Below are 17349 nucleotides of genomic sequence, written 5' to 3'. Positions count from 1 at the left end.
TGTGCCGATGGATAGAACCAGTCTGATAGCGGAGCTGAACAGCCGCGGCCTGCGTGACGAGGCGTTGACCGGCCCGCTGTACAAGCGGCTGGCGCAGGCGCTGACCGGCCTCATTCAGGAAGGCCTGCTGAAGCCCGGCACGGCGCTGCCGGGAGAACGCGACCTTGCCGAGGCCCTGAAGCTCGGCCGCGTCACCGTGCGCACCGCCTATCGCGATCTGATGGCCTCCGGCGCACTGGAATCGCGTCACGGAAGCGGTACTTTCGTATCGAGCAGGGTGGAGCGCATGGAGCAGTCGCTCTGGCGGCTTTCCTCCTTCTCCGCCGACATGCGCTCGCGCGGGCGCCAGCCGGCTGCACGGATTCTGTCGCGGGCGGTCAATAGGCCGTCACCGGAGGAATCCTTCCTGCTCGGTCTCGGCGGCGACGAGCCGGTGCTGCGGCTCGATCGTCTGCGCCTTGCGGACGGCCTGCCGCTGGCAATCGAACGTGCCGTGGTGCCGATCAAATTCCTGGGCGATGGCGTCGGCGGCGAAGGATCTCTCTATGATGCGCTGACGGCCAGCGGCCACAGGCCGGTGCGCGCGCTGCAGCGGCTGACCGCGGTCACGCTCGATCCGTCTTCGGCGGCGATCCTGAACGTCAATTCGGGCGCGCCGGCACTGTTGATCGAACGCGTCTCACGCCTGGAAGACCAGCGCGTTGTCGAATACACCCGCTCGCATTATCGCGGCGATGCCTATGATTTCGTTGCCGAATTGAGAATTGGAGATGACCTATGAGTGAGAACCAGTCGCTGATGCTGCAGGAAGCCGGCCAGTCACCGGAGGTGGTGGCCACGCTTCTCGAAAAGGAAAAGCCGGTCTTTGCCGAGATCGCCCGGCTGTTTTCGTCCGCTCGCCCGAGCGTGGTGACGACGGCGGCGCGCGGCTCTTCGGACCACGCCGCCACCTTCTTCAAATATCTCTTCGAGATCACCTGCGGCGTTCCGGTCGCTTCGGTCGGCCCGTCGATCGCTTCCGTTTATGGCGCCGCCCTCCATTTGAAGGGCGGCGTGCATTTCACCGTTTCGCAGTCGGGCGCGAGCCCCGATATCGTGGCGCTGCAGGAAGCGGCGAAGAAGGGCGGAGCGACGACGATCGCCGTCGTCAACGTCACCGACAGTCCGCTGGCGAAACAGGCCGATATCGTTCTCGGTCTCAATGCCGGCGCGGAAAAGAGCGTGGCGGCGACAAAATCCTTCATCGCTTCCGTCGCAGCCCTTTCCGGGGTGACGGCCGCGATCGGCGGCGCCTCCAGCCTGCAGGCAGCGCTGGAAAAACTGCCGGAGGCGCTTTCGGCAACCGCCGGGATCGATACGGCTGCGGCCGAAGAGGTGCTGTTCCATGCGACCTCGCTCTATACCGGCGGCCGCGGCCCGGCCTTTGCGATCGCGCTCGAAGCGGCGCTGAAGGCCAAGGAAACTTCCGGCCTGCATGCCGAGGCCTTTTCGCTGGCGGAATTGATGCATGGTCCGATGCGCCTGGTGCAGCCGGGTTTTCCGATCGTCGCCTTCGCGCCCGACGATGCGGCCTTCGCCAACAACCGCCAGGCGCTGGAACGCCTGCAGAAGCTCGGCGCCACCACTGTCGGCTTCTCCACGCAGCTGCTCTCCGGTATCAATCTGCGCGTGCCGACGACGGGCAACGGCCTCGTCGATCCGCTGGTGTCGCTGCTCGTCTATTACCGGCTGATCGAGTCGGTGACGCGCCGCAAGGGCTTCGATCCCGACCGGCCGGCGAACCTGCTCAAGGTGACGGAGACGGTCTGATGGGGCGCAAGATCTTCGTCGGCGCCCGCATCTTCGACGGCGAGCGCTTCCATGACGACAAGGCGCTCATCGTTGCCCACGGCCGGGTCGAAGCGATCGCCACGAAAAACGATCTGCCCGACGGCGAGATCGTGACGCTTGAAGGCGGCGTGCTGTCGGCCGGCTTCATCGATGCGCAGGTCAATGGCGGTGCCGGCCGGATGCTGAACGACGAACCATCAGCCGCCTCGATGGAGATCATCGCCGGCGGGCATCGGCCCTATGGCACGACATCGCTGCTGCCGACGCTGATTACCGATACATCGGAAGCCTCCGCCGCCGCCATCGAAGCGGCCAAGGAGGCGGTGAAAATGAACTGCGGCGTCGCCGGCCTGCATCTCGAAGGCCCGCATCTGGCGCCTGCGCGCAAGGGCGCGCATCTGGCCGAACTGATGCGGCCGGTCGAGGATCGCGACGTCAAGGCCTTCATCCGGGCGCGCGAGGCGATCGGCACGCTGCTCGTCACCATTGCCGCCGAGCAGGTGACGGTTGCCCAGGTGCGCGAACTTGCGGAAGGCGGCGTCACGGTCAGCATCGGCCATTCCGATTGTTCGAGCGAGGCGGCGGAGGAACGTTTCGATGCCGGGGCGCGTGGGGTCACGCATCTCTTCAACGCCATGAGCCAAATGGGGCACCGCGCGCCGGGCCTCGTTGGTGCAGCGATCGATCATCCCTCGGTCTGGTGCGGCATCATCGCCGACGGCCATCACGTCGATCCGAAAGTCTTGCGCACGGCGTTGCGGGCCAAGCGCGGCGAGGGCAAGCTGTTCTTCGTCACCGATGCCATGTCGCTCGTCGGATCTGAGAAGGATTCGTTCACGCTGAACGGGCGCACCGTCCGGCGCGAGCGGGGCGGTTTCTGCTCGAAGCTGGTGCTGTCCGATGGGACGCTGGCAGGTTCCGATGTCGACATGATCTCGACGATCCGCTATGGCGTCACCTATCTCGACCTGACGCTCGCCGAGGCCTTGCGCATGGCGACGCTTTATCCCGCCCGCTTCCTCAGGCTTGCCGACCGCGGCCATCTCTCGCCGGGGGCGCGTGCCGATCTCGTGCATCTGACCGATACCCTTGCCGTCACCGCCACATGGCTCGGCGGCGAAGCGGCCTGACATCAAGGAGACGTGGGATGACTGCTATCACGGATGCCTACTTTGCCAATCTGATCGGCCGGCTGGAGACGCTGAAGCAGGCGCTTGCCGAGCCGATGGCGCAGGCAGCCGATGTCATCCTCGATGCTGCCCGCGGCGACAAGCGCGTCTATGTCTTCGGCACCGGCCATTCGCACATGCTGGCGGAAGAGGTGCATTACCGCGCCGGCGGGCTCGCCTTCACTGTGCCGGTGCTCGTCGGATCGGCGATGCTGCACGAGGGGGCGGTGATCAGCTCGGTCTATGAGCGCACCCAGGGCCTGGTGCGGCCGATGCTGGAGCGTTACGGCATGCAGCCGGGCGACGTCATCATCATCGCCTCCAATTCGGGCGTGAACGCCGCGCCGATCGAGGCGGCCGACTATGCGCATGAAATCGGCGCAAAGGTGATCGCCATCACCTCGATCGCCTATTCCTCTGCGATTGCCAATGGCCGCAGGCGGCTTGCCGAAGTGGCCGATATCGTGCTCGACAACGGATTGCCGCCGGGTGACGCCGTTATCGATCTCGAGGGCACCGGGCTTCGGGTCGGGCCGGTCTCGACGGCGGTCGGGGTCACGGTCATCAATGCGATCTTCGCCGAAGTTGCCTCGGAGCTTTCCAAATCCGGCGATGCGCCGGTTTACCTCAGCGCCAACATGCCGGGGGCGGCCGAGATCAACCAGAAGCTCGTCAAGAAATACCGGCCGCGCAATCCGCATCTCTGAGATAGCGCCTAAAAGGCCCGTTGCTGTCGCAAGAACGGTTCGGGACGCGATCAAGAGGCGAGAATGGAGCTGACCATGCGGGCCGTCCGCGGCGCCAGCGTCAAGCCTATATGGCCATGTCCAAAAGCAAACACGACGTCCCTCCCTCCTCTTGAAGGCCGGATGACGGGAACGGAATCGGGCATGGAAGGGCGAAAGCCCATCCAGCTCCGGCTTGGTTCACCAAGCGTCGGGAAAATCCTGCGGGCGTTTGCCAACAACACTTCGAGGCGCCTTGGGTTCGAAGGTGCCGTGATGCCTCCGAGTTCCACGGTGCCGGCCACGCGCAAGCGGCCACGCATAGGGCAAAAGTAAAATCCATGATGTGTGGGGCATACCGGTCGCTCCACCGGCAGCGTTTCCATATCGAATTCGAGATGATAACCCCGTTCGGTATCCAGCAGGACCCGCTCTCCGAGCTGCAGAGCCAGTCCGCGGGAGTGTGCGCCGGCAGCGATGACGGCTGCCCGGGCATGAATGTTGTGCGTTGAAGCCAGCATCCTCACCCCATTCCGCTCGCGGGAAATAGTCGTCACGGCGTCTCGGACGAACTCGACGCCCGCTTGTCTGGCGGCGGCTTCCATCACGCTCATGACCTCGCCGGGATCGGTGAAGTTTATCGCTTTCGGAAAGAAAAGCCCCCCGCCATGGACCTGCGGCAGCCGGGGTTCCAGGCTTTGCACCTCGTCGGCGGTGAGGAGCTGCTGCGCTATCCCGTAGTTTCGGCGAAGCTCGACATCCGAAGTGGCCGCCCTGAAGGCTTCGGGCGTCTGGTAGAGGTAGAGGCATCCCTTCGCGCTCAAAAGATCGGATGCGCCGATCTCTGCCGCGAGTTCGAGCCATTCCGATGAAGCGTCGGACAGAAGGCCGGCGATGCGGCCGGTATTGTCTCTATATCTGTGAGGGAGGGATTCGTAGGCAAAACGCATCAGCCATGGAAACAACGTCGGCAATGCCGCCTTGCGGATGGATAACGGGCTGTCTGAATTGAGAAGCAGGGAGGCCAGGTTTTTAAGGACAGCGGGCGTGCCGACGGGAATGATTGCATAGTCGGCGATCGTCCCGGCATTGCCGTAAGATGCGCCTGAACCGGGTTTGTTCGGTTCGATCACGACGACATCGCGGCCGTCGGCACGCAACCGCAGAGCGGTTGCCACGCCGATCACGCCGCCGCCGATGACGGCGATATCTGTTGTTAGCTTGTTCATCGGAGATGGATTTATCTTTAGAGAAACGAGGCTTGGATGGGCTAACCTGGGGAAGCGTAGCGCGCGACATAGGCAGCCGTGCGTGCTTCTCTGGGATGGTCGAGCACATCTCCGGCGGTTCCCTGCTCGATGATAAGACCGCCATCGATGAACACGACCCAGTCGGACACTTCCTTGGCAAAGGGCAGTTCGTGGGTGACCAGGATCATCGTCATGCCGTCGGCGGCCAGTTCGCGCATGACGCGGAGAACTTCGCCGGTCGATTCAGGATCGAGCGCCGATGTCGGCTCGTCGAACAGCAACACCGTCGGTTCCAGCGCCAGGGCGCGGGCAATCGCTACACGCTGCTGCTCGCCGCCCGACATCTGTTCCGGATAGGCCATCGCCCGTTTGGCAAGACCCACTCTCGTCAGAAGTTTGACGGCCCGCTCCACAGCCTCTCTTTCGCCGATCCCGGCTGCGTGCATCTGAGCGAGAACGACGTTCTCCACGGCCGTCAGATGCGGGAACAGGTTGAAGCGCTGAAACACCATGCCGACACGCTGCCGAAGCTTTGCAAGGTTGCGGCAGGTGATCTTGCCGTCGGCGAAGATCGTCTCATCGCCGACGGTGATCGTTCCCTGATCGGGACGCTCCAGCAAATTGACGCAGCGCATGAGGGTGGTCTTTCCTCCACCGCTCTGGCCAATAATGCTGACGATTTTGCCGGTGGGAACCTCGAGATCGACGTGGTCGAGCACCAGGCGTCCGTCGAAAGACTTGCGCAATCCGCTGATTTTGACGGCGGGGCGACCGACCGGCTGCTTTGACACGAAGGCAGTTTGAGCAGGAGTGGTGGTCATGGGTCAGGCTTTCCCTCCGGCAAGATAGGTCCTGGCCAATTTGAGCCGACGACGTCTGGCCAACGACAATGGCACACCGGCATGGATCTTGCGCTCCAGCAGAAGCAGACATTGGGAAACCGGGTAGCAGATAAGGAAATAAAGAGCCGAGATCACGAGATACACTTCAAGCGCCCGGAATGTTTCCGAGGCGATCAACTGTGCCTGCGTCATCAGCTCGGCAGCGGAAATCGTCACAAGCAGCGAGGTCGACTTGATCAGGTCGACGAACATCGTGTTCGTACCGGGAAGCGCCAGCCGCACCGCCTGCGGCAGGACGACATGGCTGAACGTTTTGCCGCGTCCCAGCCCGAGAGCCTGAGACGCCTCCTGCTGTCCTCGGTGTACGCCGGCGATAGCGGCCCGAAAGATCTCGGACAGGTAAGCGGCGTAGAAGAGCACCAGGCTCAAGACTCCCGCTTCGAAAACCTCCAGCCTGACGCCCACGGAAGGCAGGCCGAAATAGGTGAGGAAGATGATCGCCAGAAGCGGTACGTTTTTAAAAAGCTCGGTGTAGAAGGCCGCAGGAATGCGGACCAGTCGCAGCCGGTTGAGCCTCATCAACGCAAGGACAAGGCCAAGGATCGTTGCGCCGATGAAGCTGGCTACGGTGTAGCCGAGGGTCTTGAGCAGACCCCCGGCAATGTTTCCGACGTAGTCGTTCCAGGGAACCTGGAAGATATCGGTGAAGGATGACAACGCGGTCATGCTTCGATCTCACTTCGCGATGGAAGGCGGGTTCCAGTCGGCGGGCCTGTCGACGCCGCGCCGCTGTGCCGCCATCTCGGGCGAAGGAACCAGGAACTGCTGGGGATCGCCGCCCCATTTCGTGATCAAAGCCGCAAGGGATCCATCCTTGTACATGCCGTCGATTTGATCGGAAACGGCCTTGGCCAGCTTCGGCGACTGCTTGGGAAGGTAGAATCCGGTCATATAGGCTTGAAAATATTTGTAATCGGGGTGCGCGGCGACCTGTTCGTCTGTCGGCGGCTTCAGGTATTCGATGCGGACCTTCATGTCGGGGCGTTGCTGCTGTTGATAGGTGATCAGCAACGGATCGAGAAAGCCAACATCCAGGCGCCCGGCGGAAATATCCTGGAACACACTGTCGGCGCTCGGGAAGGTATGGGGTGATGCGTTAGGCACCTGCGCGATGGATTTGGCCCAGACATAGCCGGTGACGGTGCCGAGACTTTTGCCTTCCAGGCTCGCAACATCGGGAAAGCTCGCCGTGCCGCTTACGGCCATGGCCGGCGGCGAATAATATGGAGGGTCGGTGAACAGGCCGACTTTCTGGCGAGTGTCGGACCATGCAATTCCGCCAATGGTTATATCGGCCCGCTGCGTCTGGACGGAAGCCAGCATGCCCGGAAAGTCGGTGACGTTGATTTCCATCTTGAGGCCGAGCTTATCGGCGACGGCTGCCAGGATGTCGCTGTCGAGCCCGACGAGCTTTCCATCCTTGACCGCCGTATAGGGCATGTAAGGCTGCACCGTAACGACGAGCGTGCCTGGCTTCATCAGCTCCAGATCGTCGGCGTCCGCCGCAGACGGCACGGCTGTCGCAAACAGCCCCAAACTCAAGATTGCCAAGGCAATGAGCCCATTCGCCTTCGATTTTTTCTTCAATTCAGCATGTTTCATTTGAAACCCCTCTTTGTGGTTATATATTGCTGATATATTGAGAATATGCAGACATTATATGAAGTCAAGCAGATTCGTTGACCGCCTTTTTTCTAGGCAGGACAGCGTTTAGCTATGCGAAAATGGATCGAGAGAGGAACGCGCTGAATATGTCGGCATTCGAAGTGGACTACGAAGCGGCTGAATCAACGCTGGCGGAGCGGACATATATTCGGCTGCGCGACGACATCATCACGACATTGCTTCCTCCGGGCACGCTTCTGCGGGAGGCCGAGCTAATGAAACGTCTGGAAGTCGGGCGCACCCCGGTTCGGGAGGCGCTTCAGCGTCTGCAATATGATGGTTTCGTTGTCGTCAGCGCGCGGCGCGGCACATTCGTCAGCAAGATCGATATCAATGATCTTACTGCCGTTTACGAGGCGCGGGCGCGGATCGAATCCTGGGCAACCAGGTTAGCGGCCGAAAGGCTTCGCGAGTTCGAGCGGCAGGAGGCACGGCAGCTGATCGACGAGCTCAAGCAAACGACCGGTCCGATGGCGCTGGAAGACATCCTTGCCCTGGATCGCCGGGTTCACCGCTTCATCTACAAAGTGGCGAAGAACTCTTTCCTGTTCGATACGCTGGATCACTACCACAATCTGTCGCTCAGAATTCTATATGTCGCGATGAAACGGTTTCCGACGCTGGTGCCGCGTCTTGAGGACGTCCTGCATGATCAGGTTCTCATGCTCGAGGCGGTATGCAGAGGGGATGCCGATGAGGCCGAAAAGATCGCGATGGCTCACGTCATGAGCTTCGAGAGCGAGGTTCGAAAGGTTATCTGAATTCGGCTCTTGGAATTAGGCGCAGCTTTCGCTGAACAATTGCGCGTTGCGCGTGGACGCGGCATGGATACTTGCCTGCATTTTACATTTCAGTGAGAGGCCGGCCTGAGCCGGCCTCCTGAATCGATGAAAACCAGGATCAGTCCTTAGCGCGTTCGACGTAGGAATTGTCTTCGGTCGCGATGACGACGCGGGTGCCGGCGTCGATATGCGGCGGGACCGAGGTGCGGATGCCGTTGGAGAGCATGGCCGGCTTGTAGGACGAGGATGCCGTCTGGCCCTTGACGACCGGTTCGGTCTCGACGATCTCGAGCGTGACGTGGCGCGGCAGTTCGAGCGCCAGCGGAATGCCTTCATGGATCGACAGGATGCAGGTCATGCCTTCCTGGAGGTAGGCCTTCTGGTCGCCCATGGTTTCCTGGCTGACGACCACCTGGTCGTAGTTGGCAGGGTTCATGAAGTGGAAGCCTTCGCCGTCTTCATAGAGATACTGGAAGTTGACGTCTTCGACGAAGGCGCGCTCGACCTGTTCGGTGGTGCGCCAGCGCTCGGAGACCTTCACGCCGTCGACGATGCGGCGCATGTCGACCTGGGTGACCGGCGTGCCCTTGCCCGGATGAAAGTTCTGGGCGGTGAGAACGACGTAGAGCTTGCCGTCGACATCGAGAACGTTGCCCTTGCGGACCGAAGAGGCGATGACCTTGACCATAAGACTTCCTTGTAACTCGGCTTTCGGCGTCGTAGATGACTGTCGAGACGCCCCGAAGACGCAAATGTTTTTCTTTGGGGCGCAACTAACCTAAAATCCGGGAAATAGCCACCCCCATACCGGCTTCTCCGGCGAAGAAAGCTTGGAATGAACTCTTCGGCCAAAGCGTCCCCCTGGTGGACCCCGTCCGTGCATGCCGATCGCCGTCCGTTCCTGGTCGGGCGCAACGCGATCCAGGCGGCGCTGCGCGGGTTTTTCGCGCGCGAGGATTTCATCGAGGTCGATACGGCGGCGCTGCAGATCTCACCCGGCAACGAGGCGCATCTGCATGCCTTCGCCACGGAAGCGCTGACGACGGATGGGCAAAAGGCGCCGTTCTACCTGCATACCTCGCCGGAATTTGCCTGCAAGAAGCTGCTTGCCGCCGGCGAGGAACGCATCTCGTGTTTTGCCCATGTCTATCGCAACCGCGAGCGCGGGCCGCTGCATCATCCCGAATTCACCATGCTCGAATGGTATCGCGCCGGTGAAAGCTATGAGAGCCTGATGATGGATTGCGTGCGGATCCTGGCGCTGGCGGCCGAAACCGTGAAGACGCCGAGGCTCGCCTATCGCGGGGCCGAGAGCGATCCTTTCGCCGGGCCGGAGCGGATCGGTGTCGCCGAAGCCTTCGAGCGGCATGCCGGCATCGACCTTCTCGCCTCCGTCGCCGCCGATGGTTCGACCGACCGCGATCATCTGGCGGCCGAACTCAGGCGCGTCGGCATGCGTGTTGCTGCGGATGATGGCTGGGCCGATCTCTTCAGCCGGGTGCTGGTCGAAAAGATCGAGCCGCATCTCGGCTTCGGCCGCATCACCATCCTCGACGAATATCCGGTTTCGGAGGCAGCGCTTGCGCGTCCTTCGGCCCGCGACCCCCGGGTTGCCGAGCGTTTCGAACTCTATGCCTGCGGCGTCGAGCTTGCCAACGGCTTCGGCGAACTCACCAACGCCGGCGAACAGCGGCGGCGCTTCGAGATCGAGATGGCCGAGAAGGCGCGTGTCTACGGCGAGACCTATCCGCTCGATGAGGATTTCCTCGCTGCACTGTCGCTGATGCCGGAGGCCAGCGGCATCGCGCTCGGCTTCGACCGTCTGGTGATGCTGGCGACGGGGGCGTCGCGCATCGACCAGGTGCTCTGGGCGCCGGTTGCGGAGTACGGAAGATGAATGCCGTCAAGCCGATCAAGAGCGTCGACGATCTGGTGACGGCAGGGCTTGCCACGCCGGCCGACCGCGCGGCGCTCGAAGAGGTCGCCGCGCGTTACGCCATTGCCCTCACGCCTGCCGTCGCCAGGCTGATCGATCGGGCCGATCCAGACGATCCGATCGCCCGGCAATTCGTGCCCGATGCCGCCGAACTGACGGTTGCGCTCGAAGAACGCGCCGATCCGATCGGCGACCATGCCCACAGCCCGGTCGAAGGCATCGTGCACCGCTATCCCGATCGGGTGCTGCTGAAGGCCGTGCATGTCTGCCCGGTCTATTGCCGCTTCTGCTTCCGGCGCGAAATGGTCGGGCCGCAGGGTCTCGGCACGCTCGATGCGGCGGCGATGCAGGCAGCCTTCGATTATATCGGAGGCCATCCGGAAATCTGGGAGGTCATCCTCACCGGCGGCGATCCGCTGGTGCTTTCCCCGCGCCGGCTTCGCGAGATCATGGAGGCGCTTGCGGAAATCGCGCATGTGAAGATCGTGCGGTTCCACACGCGTGTTCCCGTCGTCGATCCCGGCAAGATCGACGACGCATTGATCGCGGCGCTGAAGGCGAGCGGCAAGACGGTCTACGTGGCGCTGCACGCCAACCATGCCAGGGAATTGACGGCGGAAGCGCGCGCCGCCTGCGCCCGTCTCGTCGATGCCGGCATCGCCATGGTCAGCCAGTCGGTGCTGTTGAAGGGCATCAACGACGATCCCGATGTGCTTGCTGAACTGATGAGGGCCTTCGTCGAGATCCGCGTCAAACCCTATTACCTGCATCATCCCGATTTGGCGCCCGGCACCGGGCATTTCAGATTGACGCTCGAAGAAGGACAGAGGATCGTCGCCGCGCTGCGCGGGCGGATCTCCGGGCTCTGCCAGCCCACTTATATTCTCGATATTCCCGGCGGTTACGGTAAGGCCGTCGTCAGCGCCGGCGCCGTTCGGGCGAGGGGAGACGGGTGTTATTCCGTCTCGGACTATCGTGGCGACGAGCACTGCTATCCGCCCGCCAATTGAGGCAAAGCGCCTTATCCCGTGTCATTTCTGTACTCGTGACGTTGGAAGTCGTGGCGAGCGTCGACGGCAAATCCGCATTAAAGAATTGATTTATAATGTGGATTTCCATTCTGGGCAGAAGGATCGCTAAAATCCTAACTATGAGGAACAATCATCTTTAACCCAACAAATTAGCGGAATGTTCTGTTTTCCGCACTAAAAGAACGCTCATGACAAGGCGATGAACGCCGGTTCGGGATCATGAGAATCTTGGAGTGATGGGATGAATAAGACAATCCGCGACCTCGTAGCCAAATTCGGCAAGCTTCCTGTCGCAATCGACCAGGTCGCCGACGACGCCGATCTTTATGCGGCGGGGCTGACCTCCTTTGCCTCGGTGCAGCTGATGCTCGGCATTGAAGAGGCGTTCGACATCGAATTCCCGGACAATCTCCTGAACCGCAAATCCTTCGCGAGCATCTCGGCCATTGCCAGGACGGTCGATATCATCCAGGACAGCCGGAAGGTCGCCTGATGAACTTCCCCGTCAAGATCATGCAGGACGGTCTTGTCGCAAGGGTCGCCCGCGTCGCTGAAGTGGCTGCCAAACACGCCGATATCGTCGATGCCGAGGGCCGCTTTCCCCGCGAAGCCGTGGATGCGATGAAGGCCGAAAGGCTGCTCGGCATCCAGGTGCCGCGCCAGCTCGGCGGTGAATCGGCCTCGACCACCGAGATCGCCGAATTGTGCTCGATGCTCGGCCAGGCCTGCGCGGCCAGCGCCATGGTCTTCGCCATGCACCATATCAAGCTGTCGAGCCTCGTCGAACACGGCGCCGACAGCGAGTGGCACCGTAGCTTCATGCATGCCGTCGCCGCCGACCAGCTGTTGATCGCTTCGGCCACCACCGAGGGTGGCATCGGCGGAAACCTGCGCAACAGCATTTGCGCGGTTGAGGTCGAAGGCGATATCTGCCGCCTCGAAAAGGATGCGACCGTCATTTCCTACGGTTCGCATGCCGACGCCATTCTCATCACCTCGCGCAGCCATCCGCAGGCCGCCTCCTCCGATCAGGTGCTGACGGCTTTCCTCAAGGATCAGTACACGCTCGAGAAGACGCATGCGTGGAACACGCTCGGCATGCGCGGCACCTGCTCCGACGGCTTCCTATTCAAAGGTGAAGCGCCGGCGCGCCAGATCCTGCCGAAGCCTTTCGCGGAGATTGCGGCGCAATCGATGCTCGCCTCTTCGCACCTGCTCTGGAGCGGCGTCTGGTACGGCATCGCGGTCGACGCCGTCGCGCGTGCCCAGGCTTTCGTGCGCGCCGCCGCCCGCAAGGCACCCGATACCCAGCCGCCGGGTGCGCTGCGCCTTGCCGAGGTTTCGAACCTGCTGCAGATGGTGAAATCCAACGTGGTTGCCGGCCTCAAGGCCTATGAGGATGCCAAATCAGATCATGACAGGCTGTCCTCGATGGGCTTTGCGGTGGCGATGAACAACGTCAAGATCGCCTCTTCCGAGACGATCCTGGAGATCGTCAACCATGCCATGCTGATCTGCGGCATCATGGGCTACAAGAACGGCACGCCCTTCAGCCTCGGCCGCCACCTGCGCGACGCGCATTCAGCACAGCTCATGATTTCGAACGACCGTATCCTCGGCAATACGTCGAGCATGCTTCTCGTCCACAAGCAGGACACTAGCCTTCTGGGGTAAAGCCATGGATATGCAGACCTCGTTTCTCGACCGGCTCTTCGAGTCCGGCCTGCTGATCGATACCGGCGTTGATGGCCTCTATGGCCGCAGCGGCCAGTTCGAAGATGTCATCACCGCTTTCGAACGGCTGATCGATACGTTCGGCGGCGCCGACGGCGCCGAGGCGATGCGTTTCCCGCCCGGCATGAACGTCGCGCTCTTCGAAAAGAGCGGTTACATGAAGAGCTTCCCGCAGCTCGCCGGCACGGTGCATAGTTTCTGCGGCGGCGAGCTCGACCATATGAGCCTGCTGCAGTGCATGGAAGTCGGCGACGACTGGACCAAGGATCAGAAGGCGACCGATATCGTGCTGACGCCGGCCGCCTGCTACCCGCTCTATCCGACGGTCGCCAAGCGCGGCAACCTGCCGAAGACGGGCGGCCTCTTCGATCTGCAGTCTTATTGCTTCCGCCACGAGCCTTCGAAGGATCCCGCCCGCCAGCAACTGTTCCGCATGCGTGAATATGTCTGCATGGGCACGGAGCAGCACGTCACCGATTTCCGTCAGACATGGATGGATCGCGGTGTCGAAATGATGAAGCGGCTCGGCCTCGATGTGACCATCGACGTTGCCAACGACCCGTTCTTCGGCCGTGCCGGCAAGATGATGGTCAACAATCAGCGCGACCAGAACCTGAAGTTCGAGCTGCTCATCCCGATCACCTCGACTGCCAATCCGACCGCCTGCATGAGCTTCAACTACCATCAGGATTCGTTCGGCCTGAAGTGGGGTCTGAACCTCGAAGACGGCAGCGTGGCGCACACCGCCTGCGTCGGCTTCGGCCTGGAGCGCATCGCGCTTGCCCTCTTCCATCATCACGGCCTCGACGTGAAGCAGTGGCCGACCAGCGTACGGAAAACGCTGTGGGGCTGAGCCGGTCGATGACGTCGGTCTTTTCGGGAATCGACCCGGAAACCTATCGCCAGCACGCGCTGCATTCCGGCGAGCGCGCCTGGCCGGAAACCAATTGCTACGTCGATCTCTGGATCGAGGTGCTGGCGACCTCGGGCGTTGCGCCTGAGGCGATGCTGGGTTTCACCCTGGCGCAGGATTTCGAAGGCGATCAGTTCACCTTCTTCAAGGTGCCGCTCGAAGATCTCGAAGCGCTCTACGGCATTCGCGCCACCGAGCTTGCGATCTATGACCGTGTCGAACGGCATGTCGAAGTGCAGATCGCGCGGGGGCGTCTCTGCCTGATCGAGATGGATTCCTTTTATATGCCCGATACGCGCGGCACCGCCTACCGGCAGGAGCACGGCAAGACGACGGTTGCGATCAACCGGCTCGATGTTGCGGCCAAGCGCGTCGAATATTTTCACAATGCCGGCTATTTCCGTCTCGACGGCGAGGATTTCGACGGGCTGTTCCAGCTGAATCTGACGGAGAACGATCCGCCATTCCTGCCCTACGCGGAATTTGCGCGGTTCCCCGAAAAGCCGGCTGACGAAACGCATCTGCGGGCGACGGCGCGGCGGCTTGCCGGGGTCCATTTCAACAGGCGTCCCGGCGAAAATCCGATCCGCGCCTTCGCGGCGGTCTTCCCGCAACAGGTCGAAGCCGTGGCGGATCGGCCGTTCGGCTTCTTCCACAAATATGCCTTCAATACGCTTCGCCAGGTCGGCGCCAATTTCGAGCTGGCGGCCGATCATCTGGTGTGGCTTTCCCCCGATGAATTCGCGGTTGCCGCCGAGCATGCCCGGCGCATCTCGGATGCGGCAAAATCGGTGCAGTTCCAGCTTGCCCGCGCTGTCGCCCGCAGAAAATTCGAGCCTCTGCAGGCAGCTCTTGATCCGGCCGCCGATGCATGGGATGCCATGATGGCGTCGCTTGCGGGGCGAATCTGAGGCCGGAGATCTGACCATGCGGGGGCGTTTGGCAAGCATCGGAGCGGAGGAAAGCCAGCTTTGCGAAGGCTGGAACCTGATCCTGACGGAGCCGGGCGCCTGCGCCGTGCCGCACGATATTCATCTCTCCGCGCAGTTCATTCCAGCGCCCGTTCCCGGCACCGTCGCATCAGCCCTCGAAAAAGCCGGGCTCTTCGACCGGGAAAATCCCGAGCCGCTGAACACCAGGGATGCCTGGTATCTCTGCCGGCTCTTCGATGCCGAACCTGGCGAGGCGATCCTGCGTTTTGCAGGGCTTGCGACGCTTTGCCATGTCTTCCTCAACGGCCAGGAAATCCTGTTTTCCGAAAGCATGTTCACGGCGCATGAAATCCCGGTGACGCTTTCGGGCGGCGATGAGCTGGCGCTGTGTTTCCGGGCGCTCGGCCCGCGTCTGTCGGAGCCAGGCCCGCGTGCGCGCTGGCGGCCGCAGATGATCACGCCGGCGGGGCTGAAGAATTTCCGCACGACCCTGCTCGGCCATATGCCGGGCTGGTGCCCCGATATCCATGCCGTCGGGCCGTGGCGGCCGATTTCGCTGGTGCGGCGCAATCCCGTCTCGATCGACAATGTCTGCATTCGCGCCGTGCTGGATGAGAATGGCGTCGGCCGTCTCAGCGTTTCGCTGCACAGCAATGCCGAAGACCCGACAATGCTGCTGCGCTGCGGCGGCATGGAGCAGCCCTTCGAAAAGGTCGCCGACAACCATTACTCTTCTATCCTCAAGCTTTCCGACATCGAGCCCTGGTGGCCGCACACGCACGGCGTTCCGCGGCTCTACGAGCTGACGCTGGTTGCCGATGGCGTGGACTATCCGCTGGACAGCACCGGCTTCCGGCGAATTGACGTCGAGCGTGGCGCCGATGGCGATGACTTCTCACTCACCGTCAACGGTGAACGCATCTTCTGCCGCGGCGCGGTGTGGACGACGGCCGATATTGCGCGGCTGCCGGGCGCGCGGGGCGATTATGAACCGTTCCTGCGGCTTGCGGCGCAAGCCGGCATGAACATGATCCGCATCGGCGGCACCATGGCCTATGAGACGCCCGATTTCTTCGCGCTCTGCGACGAACTCGGCCTGCTGGTCTGGCAGGATTTCATGTTCGCCAATTTTGATTATCCCCGCAACGACAAGGCGTTTCTCGGCCACGTGCATGCCGAGGTCGAGGAATTCCTGCACGGCGTCCAGGCGTCGCCGTCGCTTGCAGTGCTCTGCGGCGGCAGCGAAATCCATCAGCAGGCGGCGATGCTCGGCCTGCCGATGGAATTCTGGAGCGGCCCGGTCACCGATGAGGTCATCCCGGCCATTGCCGCGCGCATGCGTCCCGACGTGCCCTATGTCCCGAACTCGCCTCATGGCGGGGCGATGCCGTTTTCGCCGAATGCCGGTATCGCCCATTATTACGGCGTCGGCGCCTATATGCGGCCGATTGCCGATGCGCGCCGCGCCGATGTGCGGTTTGCCTCCGAAAGCCTCGCTTTTGCGCATGTGCCGCAGCAACGGACGCTGCAGCGCCATCTCGACGTGCCCGCCGTTCATAGTCCGCTCTGGAAGGCCCGCGTGCCGCGCGACCGCAGTGCATCGTGGGATTTCGAGGACGTTCGCGACTTCTATCTGCAGCTTCTCTATGGTCTCGATCCAGCCCAGCTGCGCCGCGAGGATCCGGAACGCTATCTCGATTTCTCCCGCGCCGTTACCTGCGAGGTGATCGAGGAAACCTTTGCCGAATGGCGACGCAAGAGCGCCACCTGCAACGGCGCGCTCGTCTGGACGCTGCAGGATCTGCTGCCCGGCCCCGGCTGGGGTGTGATCGATTCCACCGGAGAGCCGAAGCCGGTCTGGTACGCGATGCGCCGCGCATTCCGGCCGGTGCAGATGGTTTTCACCGACGAGGGAACCAACGGTCTCGATGTGCACGTCATCAACGAAACGGATGCCGCACTCGACGTGGAACTCGAAGTCATCTGCCTGCGCGACGGAAGACAGCAGGTCGTCAGCGGCAGCAGGGCCTTCAAGCTGGCGGCAAGGGACACGGAACGCCTTGCCGCTACCTCCCTGTTCGGCGCCTTCTTCGATACCACCTATGCCTTCCGTTTCGGGCCGCCGTCGCATGATGCCAGTGTCGCGCGCCTGCGCTCGCTGGCGGATGGTGCGGTTCTCGCGGAAAGCTTTCACTTTCCCTGCGGACGGTCAAAGGCACTGCATGATGCGGGCATCGAAGCATCGCTCGTCAGAGACGGCGACGACTGGTTCGTCGATCTGAGGACCGACCGGCTGGCGCAATCGGTGCATCTCGACATCGAAGGCTATCGGGCCGACGACGACTGGTTCCATCTCGCTCCCGGCGCATTGCGGCGGGTGAAGCTTCACGCGCTCCCCGGCGCGGAGGCCGATATCCCGCCTGCGGGCGAAATCAGAAGTCTCGGCAGTTCACATCGCGTCGGGCTCGCGGGCTGAGGCT

The 17349-nt window shown here is 62.2% G+C and carries 17 protein-coding genes; 12 read left to right on the top strand and 5 right to left on the bottom strand.

Annotated features, from left to right (window positions below; genetic code table 11):
- Positions 1 to 7 precede the first annotated feature (7 nt).
- Genes GGD57_RS23925 through GGD57_RS23910 form a run of 4 tightly spaced genes read left to right on the top strand, consistent with a single transcriptional unit; the run spans position 8 to position 3706 of the window.
- Positions 8 to 781, top strand: coding sequence for a GntR family transcriptional regulator (locus tag GGD57_RS23925; protein WP_184472719.1), 774 nt, complete (start codon positions 8 to 10; stop codon positions 779 to 781).
- Positions 778 to 1809 carry an SIS domain-containing protein gene (locus GGD57_RS23920; protein WP_184472718.1) on the top strand — a complete coding sequence of 344 codons (1032 nt, stop codon included), beginning with the start codon at positions 778 to 780 and terminating at the stop codon, positions 1807 to 1809. The genes GGD57_RS23925 and GGD57_RS23920 overlap by 4 nt, the downstream gene beginning before the upstream one ends.
- Entirely contained in the window at positions 1809 to 2960 is a 1152-nt protein-coding gene (gene nagA, locus GGD57_RS23915) for an N-acetylglucosamine-6-phosphate deacetylase (protein WP_184472717.1), read from the top strand. Before GGD57_RS23920 ends, nagA begins: the two co-directional genes overlap by 1 nt.
- 17 nt (positions 2961 to 2977) lie before the next feature.
- On the top strand, positions 2978 to 3706 hold the full coding sequence (locus GGD57_RS23910; RefSeq protein ID WP_184472716.1) for an SIS domain-containing protein: 729 nt from the start codon (positions 2978 to 2980) through the stop codon (positions 3704 to 3706).
- A gap of 50 nt (positions 3707 to 3756) precedes the next feature.
- Here the strand turns inward: GGD57_RS23910 and GGD57_RS23905 are convergent, their stop codons facing one another.
- From GGD57_RS23905 to GGD57_RS23890, 4 genes are read right to left on the bottom strand one after another with little or no spacing between them, the layout of a single operon-like run.
- Complete coding sequence (locus GGD57_RS23905) at positions 3757 to 4953, bottom strand: NAD(P)/FAD-dependent oxidoreductase (RefSeq protein WP_184472715.1); 1197 nt, start codon at positions 4951 to 4953, stop codon at positions 3757 to 3759.
- A 41-nt stretch (positions 4954 to 4994) separates the two neighbouring features.
- Positions 4995 to 5795, bottom strand: coding sequence for an amino acid ABC transporter ATP-binding protein (locus tag GGD57_RS23900; RefSeq protein WP_184472714.1), 801 nt, complete (start codon positions 5793 to 5795; stop codon positions 4995 to 4997).
- Between the two features lie 3 nt (positions 5796 to 5798).
- Positions 5799 to 6542 (bottom strand): amino acid ABC transporter permease, encoded by a 744-nt coding sequence (locus tag GGD57_RS23895; RefSeq protein WP_184472713.1) that lies wholly within the window; start codon positions 6540 to 6542, stop codon positions 5799 to 5801.
- Between the two features lie 9 nt (positions 6543 to 6551).
- Complete coding sequence (locus tag GGD57_RS23890; protein ID WP_184472712.1) at positions 6552 to 7478, bottom strand: substrate-binding periplasmic protein; 927 nt, start codon at positions 7476 to 7478, stop codon at positions 6552 to 6554.
- Positions 7479 to 7627: 149 nt separating this feature from the next.
- Here GGD57_RS23890 and GGD57_RS23885 point away from each other — a divergent pair, with 149 nt between their 5' ends.
- Positions 7628 to 8302, top strand: a complete 675-nt coding sequence (locus GGD57_RS23885) for an FCD domain-containing protein (protein WP_184472736.1) — start codon at positions 7628 to 7630, stop codon at positions 8300 to 8302.
- 139 nt (positions 8303 to 8441) lie between these two features.
- Here GGD57_RS23885 and efp read toward each other — a convergent pair whose 3' ends face one another.
- Positions 8442 to 9011, bottom strand: a complete 570-nt coding sequence (efp, locus tag GGD57_RS23880) for an elongation factor P (protein ID WP_008528334.1) — start codon at positions 9009 to 9011, stop codon at positions 8442 to 8444.
- A 147-nt stretch (positions 9012 to 9158) separates the two neighbouring features.
- Here efp and epmA point away from each other — a divergent pair, with 147 nt between their 5' ends.
- The 7 genes from epmA to GGD57_RS23845 all read left to right on the top strand — a co-directional run bounded on the left by epmA (position 9159) and on the right by GGD57_RS23845 (position 17345).
- Complete coding sequence (gene epmA, locus GGD57_RS23875) at positions 9159 to 10220, top strand: EF-P lysine aminoacylase EpmA (protein WP_184472711.1); 1062 nt, start codon at positions 9159 to 9161, stop codon at positions 10218 to 10220.
- Positions 10217 to 11269, top strand: coding sequence for a lysine-2,3-aminomutase-like protein (locus GGD57_RS23870; RefSeq protein ID WP_184472710.1), 1053 nt, complete (start codon positions 10217 to 10219; stop codon positions 11267 to 11269). Before epmA ends, GGD57_RS23870 begins: the two co-directional genes overlap by 4 nt.
- A gap of 262 nt (positions 11270 to 11531) precedes the next feature.
- On the top strand, positions 11532 to 11783 hold the full coding sequence (locus GGD57_RS23865; RefSeq protein ID WP_184472709.1) for an acyl carrier protein: 252 nt from the start codon (positions 11532 to 11534) through the stop codon (positions 11781 to 11783).
- Positions 11783 to 12964: an acyl-CoA dehydrogenase family protein gene (locus GGD57_RS23860; protein WP_184472708.1), complete on the top strand. Its 1182-nt coding sequence runs from the start codon at positions 11783 to 11785 to the stop codon at positions 12962 to 12964. Before GGD57_RS23865 ends, GGD57_RS23860 begins: the two co-directional genes overlap by 1 nt.
- 4 nt (positions 12965 to 12968) lie before the next feature.
- Positions 12969 to 13877 carry an amino acid--[acyl-carrier-protein] ligase gene (locus GGD57_RS23855; RefSeq protein ID WP_184472707.1) on the top strand — a complete coding sequence of 303 codons (909 nt, stop codon included), beginning with the start codon at positions 12969 to 12971 and terminating at the stop codon, positions 13875 to 13877.
- The gene (locus GGD57_RS23850; RefSeq protein ID WP_184472735.1) at positions 13868 to 14848 is read left to right on the top strand and encodes a DUF1839 family protein; all 981 of its coding nucleotides are present in this window, start codon (positions 13868 to 13870) and stop codon (positions 14846 to 14848) included. Before GGD57_RS23855 ends, GGD57_RS23850 begins: the two co-directional genes overlap by 10 nt.
- Before the next feature lie 16 nt (positions 14849 to 14864).
- Entirely contained in the window at positions 14865 to 17345 is a 2481-nt protein-coding gene (locus GGD57_RS23845) for a glycoside hydrolase family 2 protein (RefSeq protein WP_184472706.1), read from the top strand.
- Positions 17346 to 17349: the final 4 nt, after the last annotated feature.

This window comes from Rhizobium esperanzae (genome assembly GCF_014197615.1).
Taxonomy (GTDB): domain Bacteria; phylum Pseudomonadota; class Alphaproteobacteria; order Rhizobiales; family Rhizobiaceae; genus Rhizobium; species Rhizobium esperanzae_A.
Note: the sequence above shows the minus strand (reverse complement) of the source record. Positions and strands in the feature narration are given on the sequence as shown.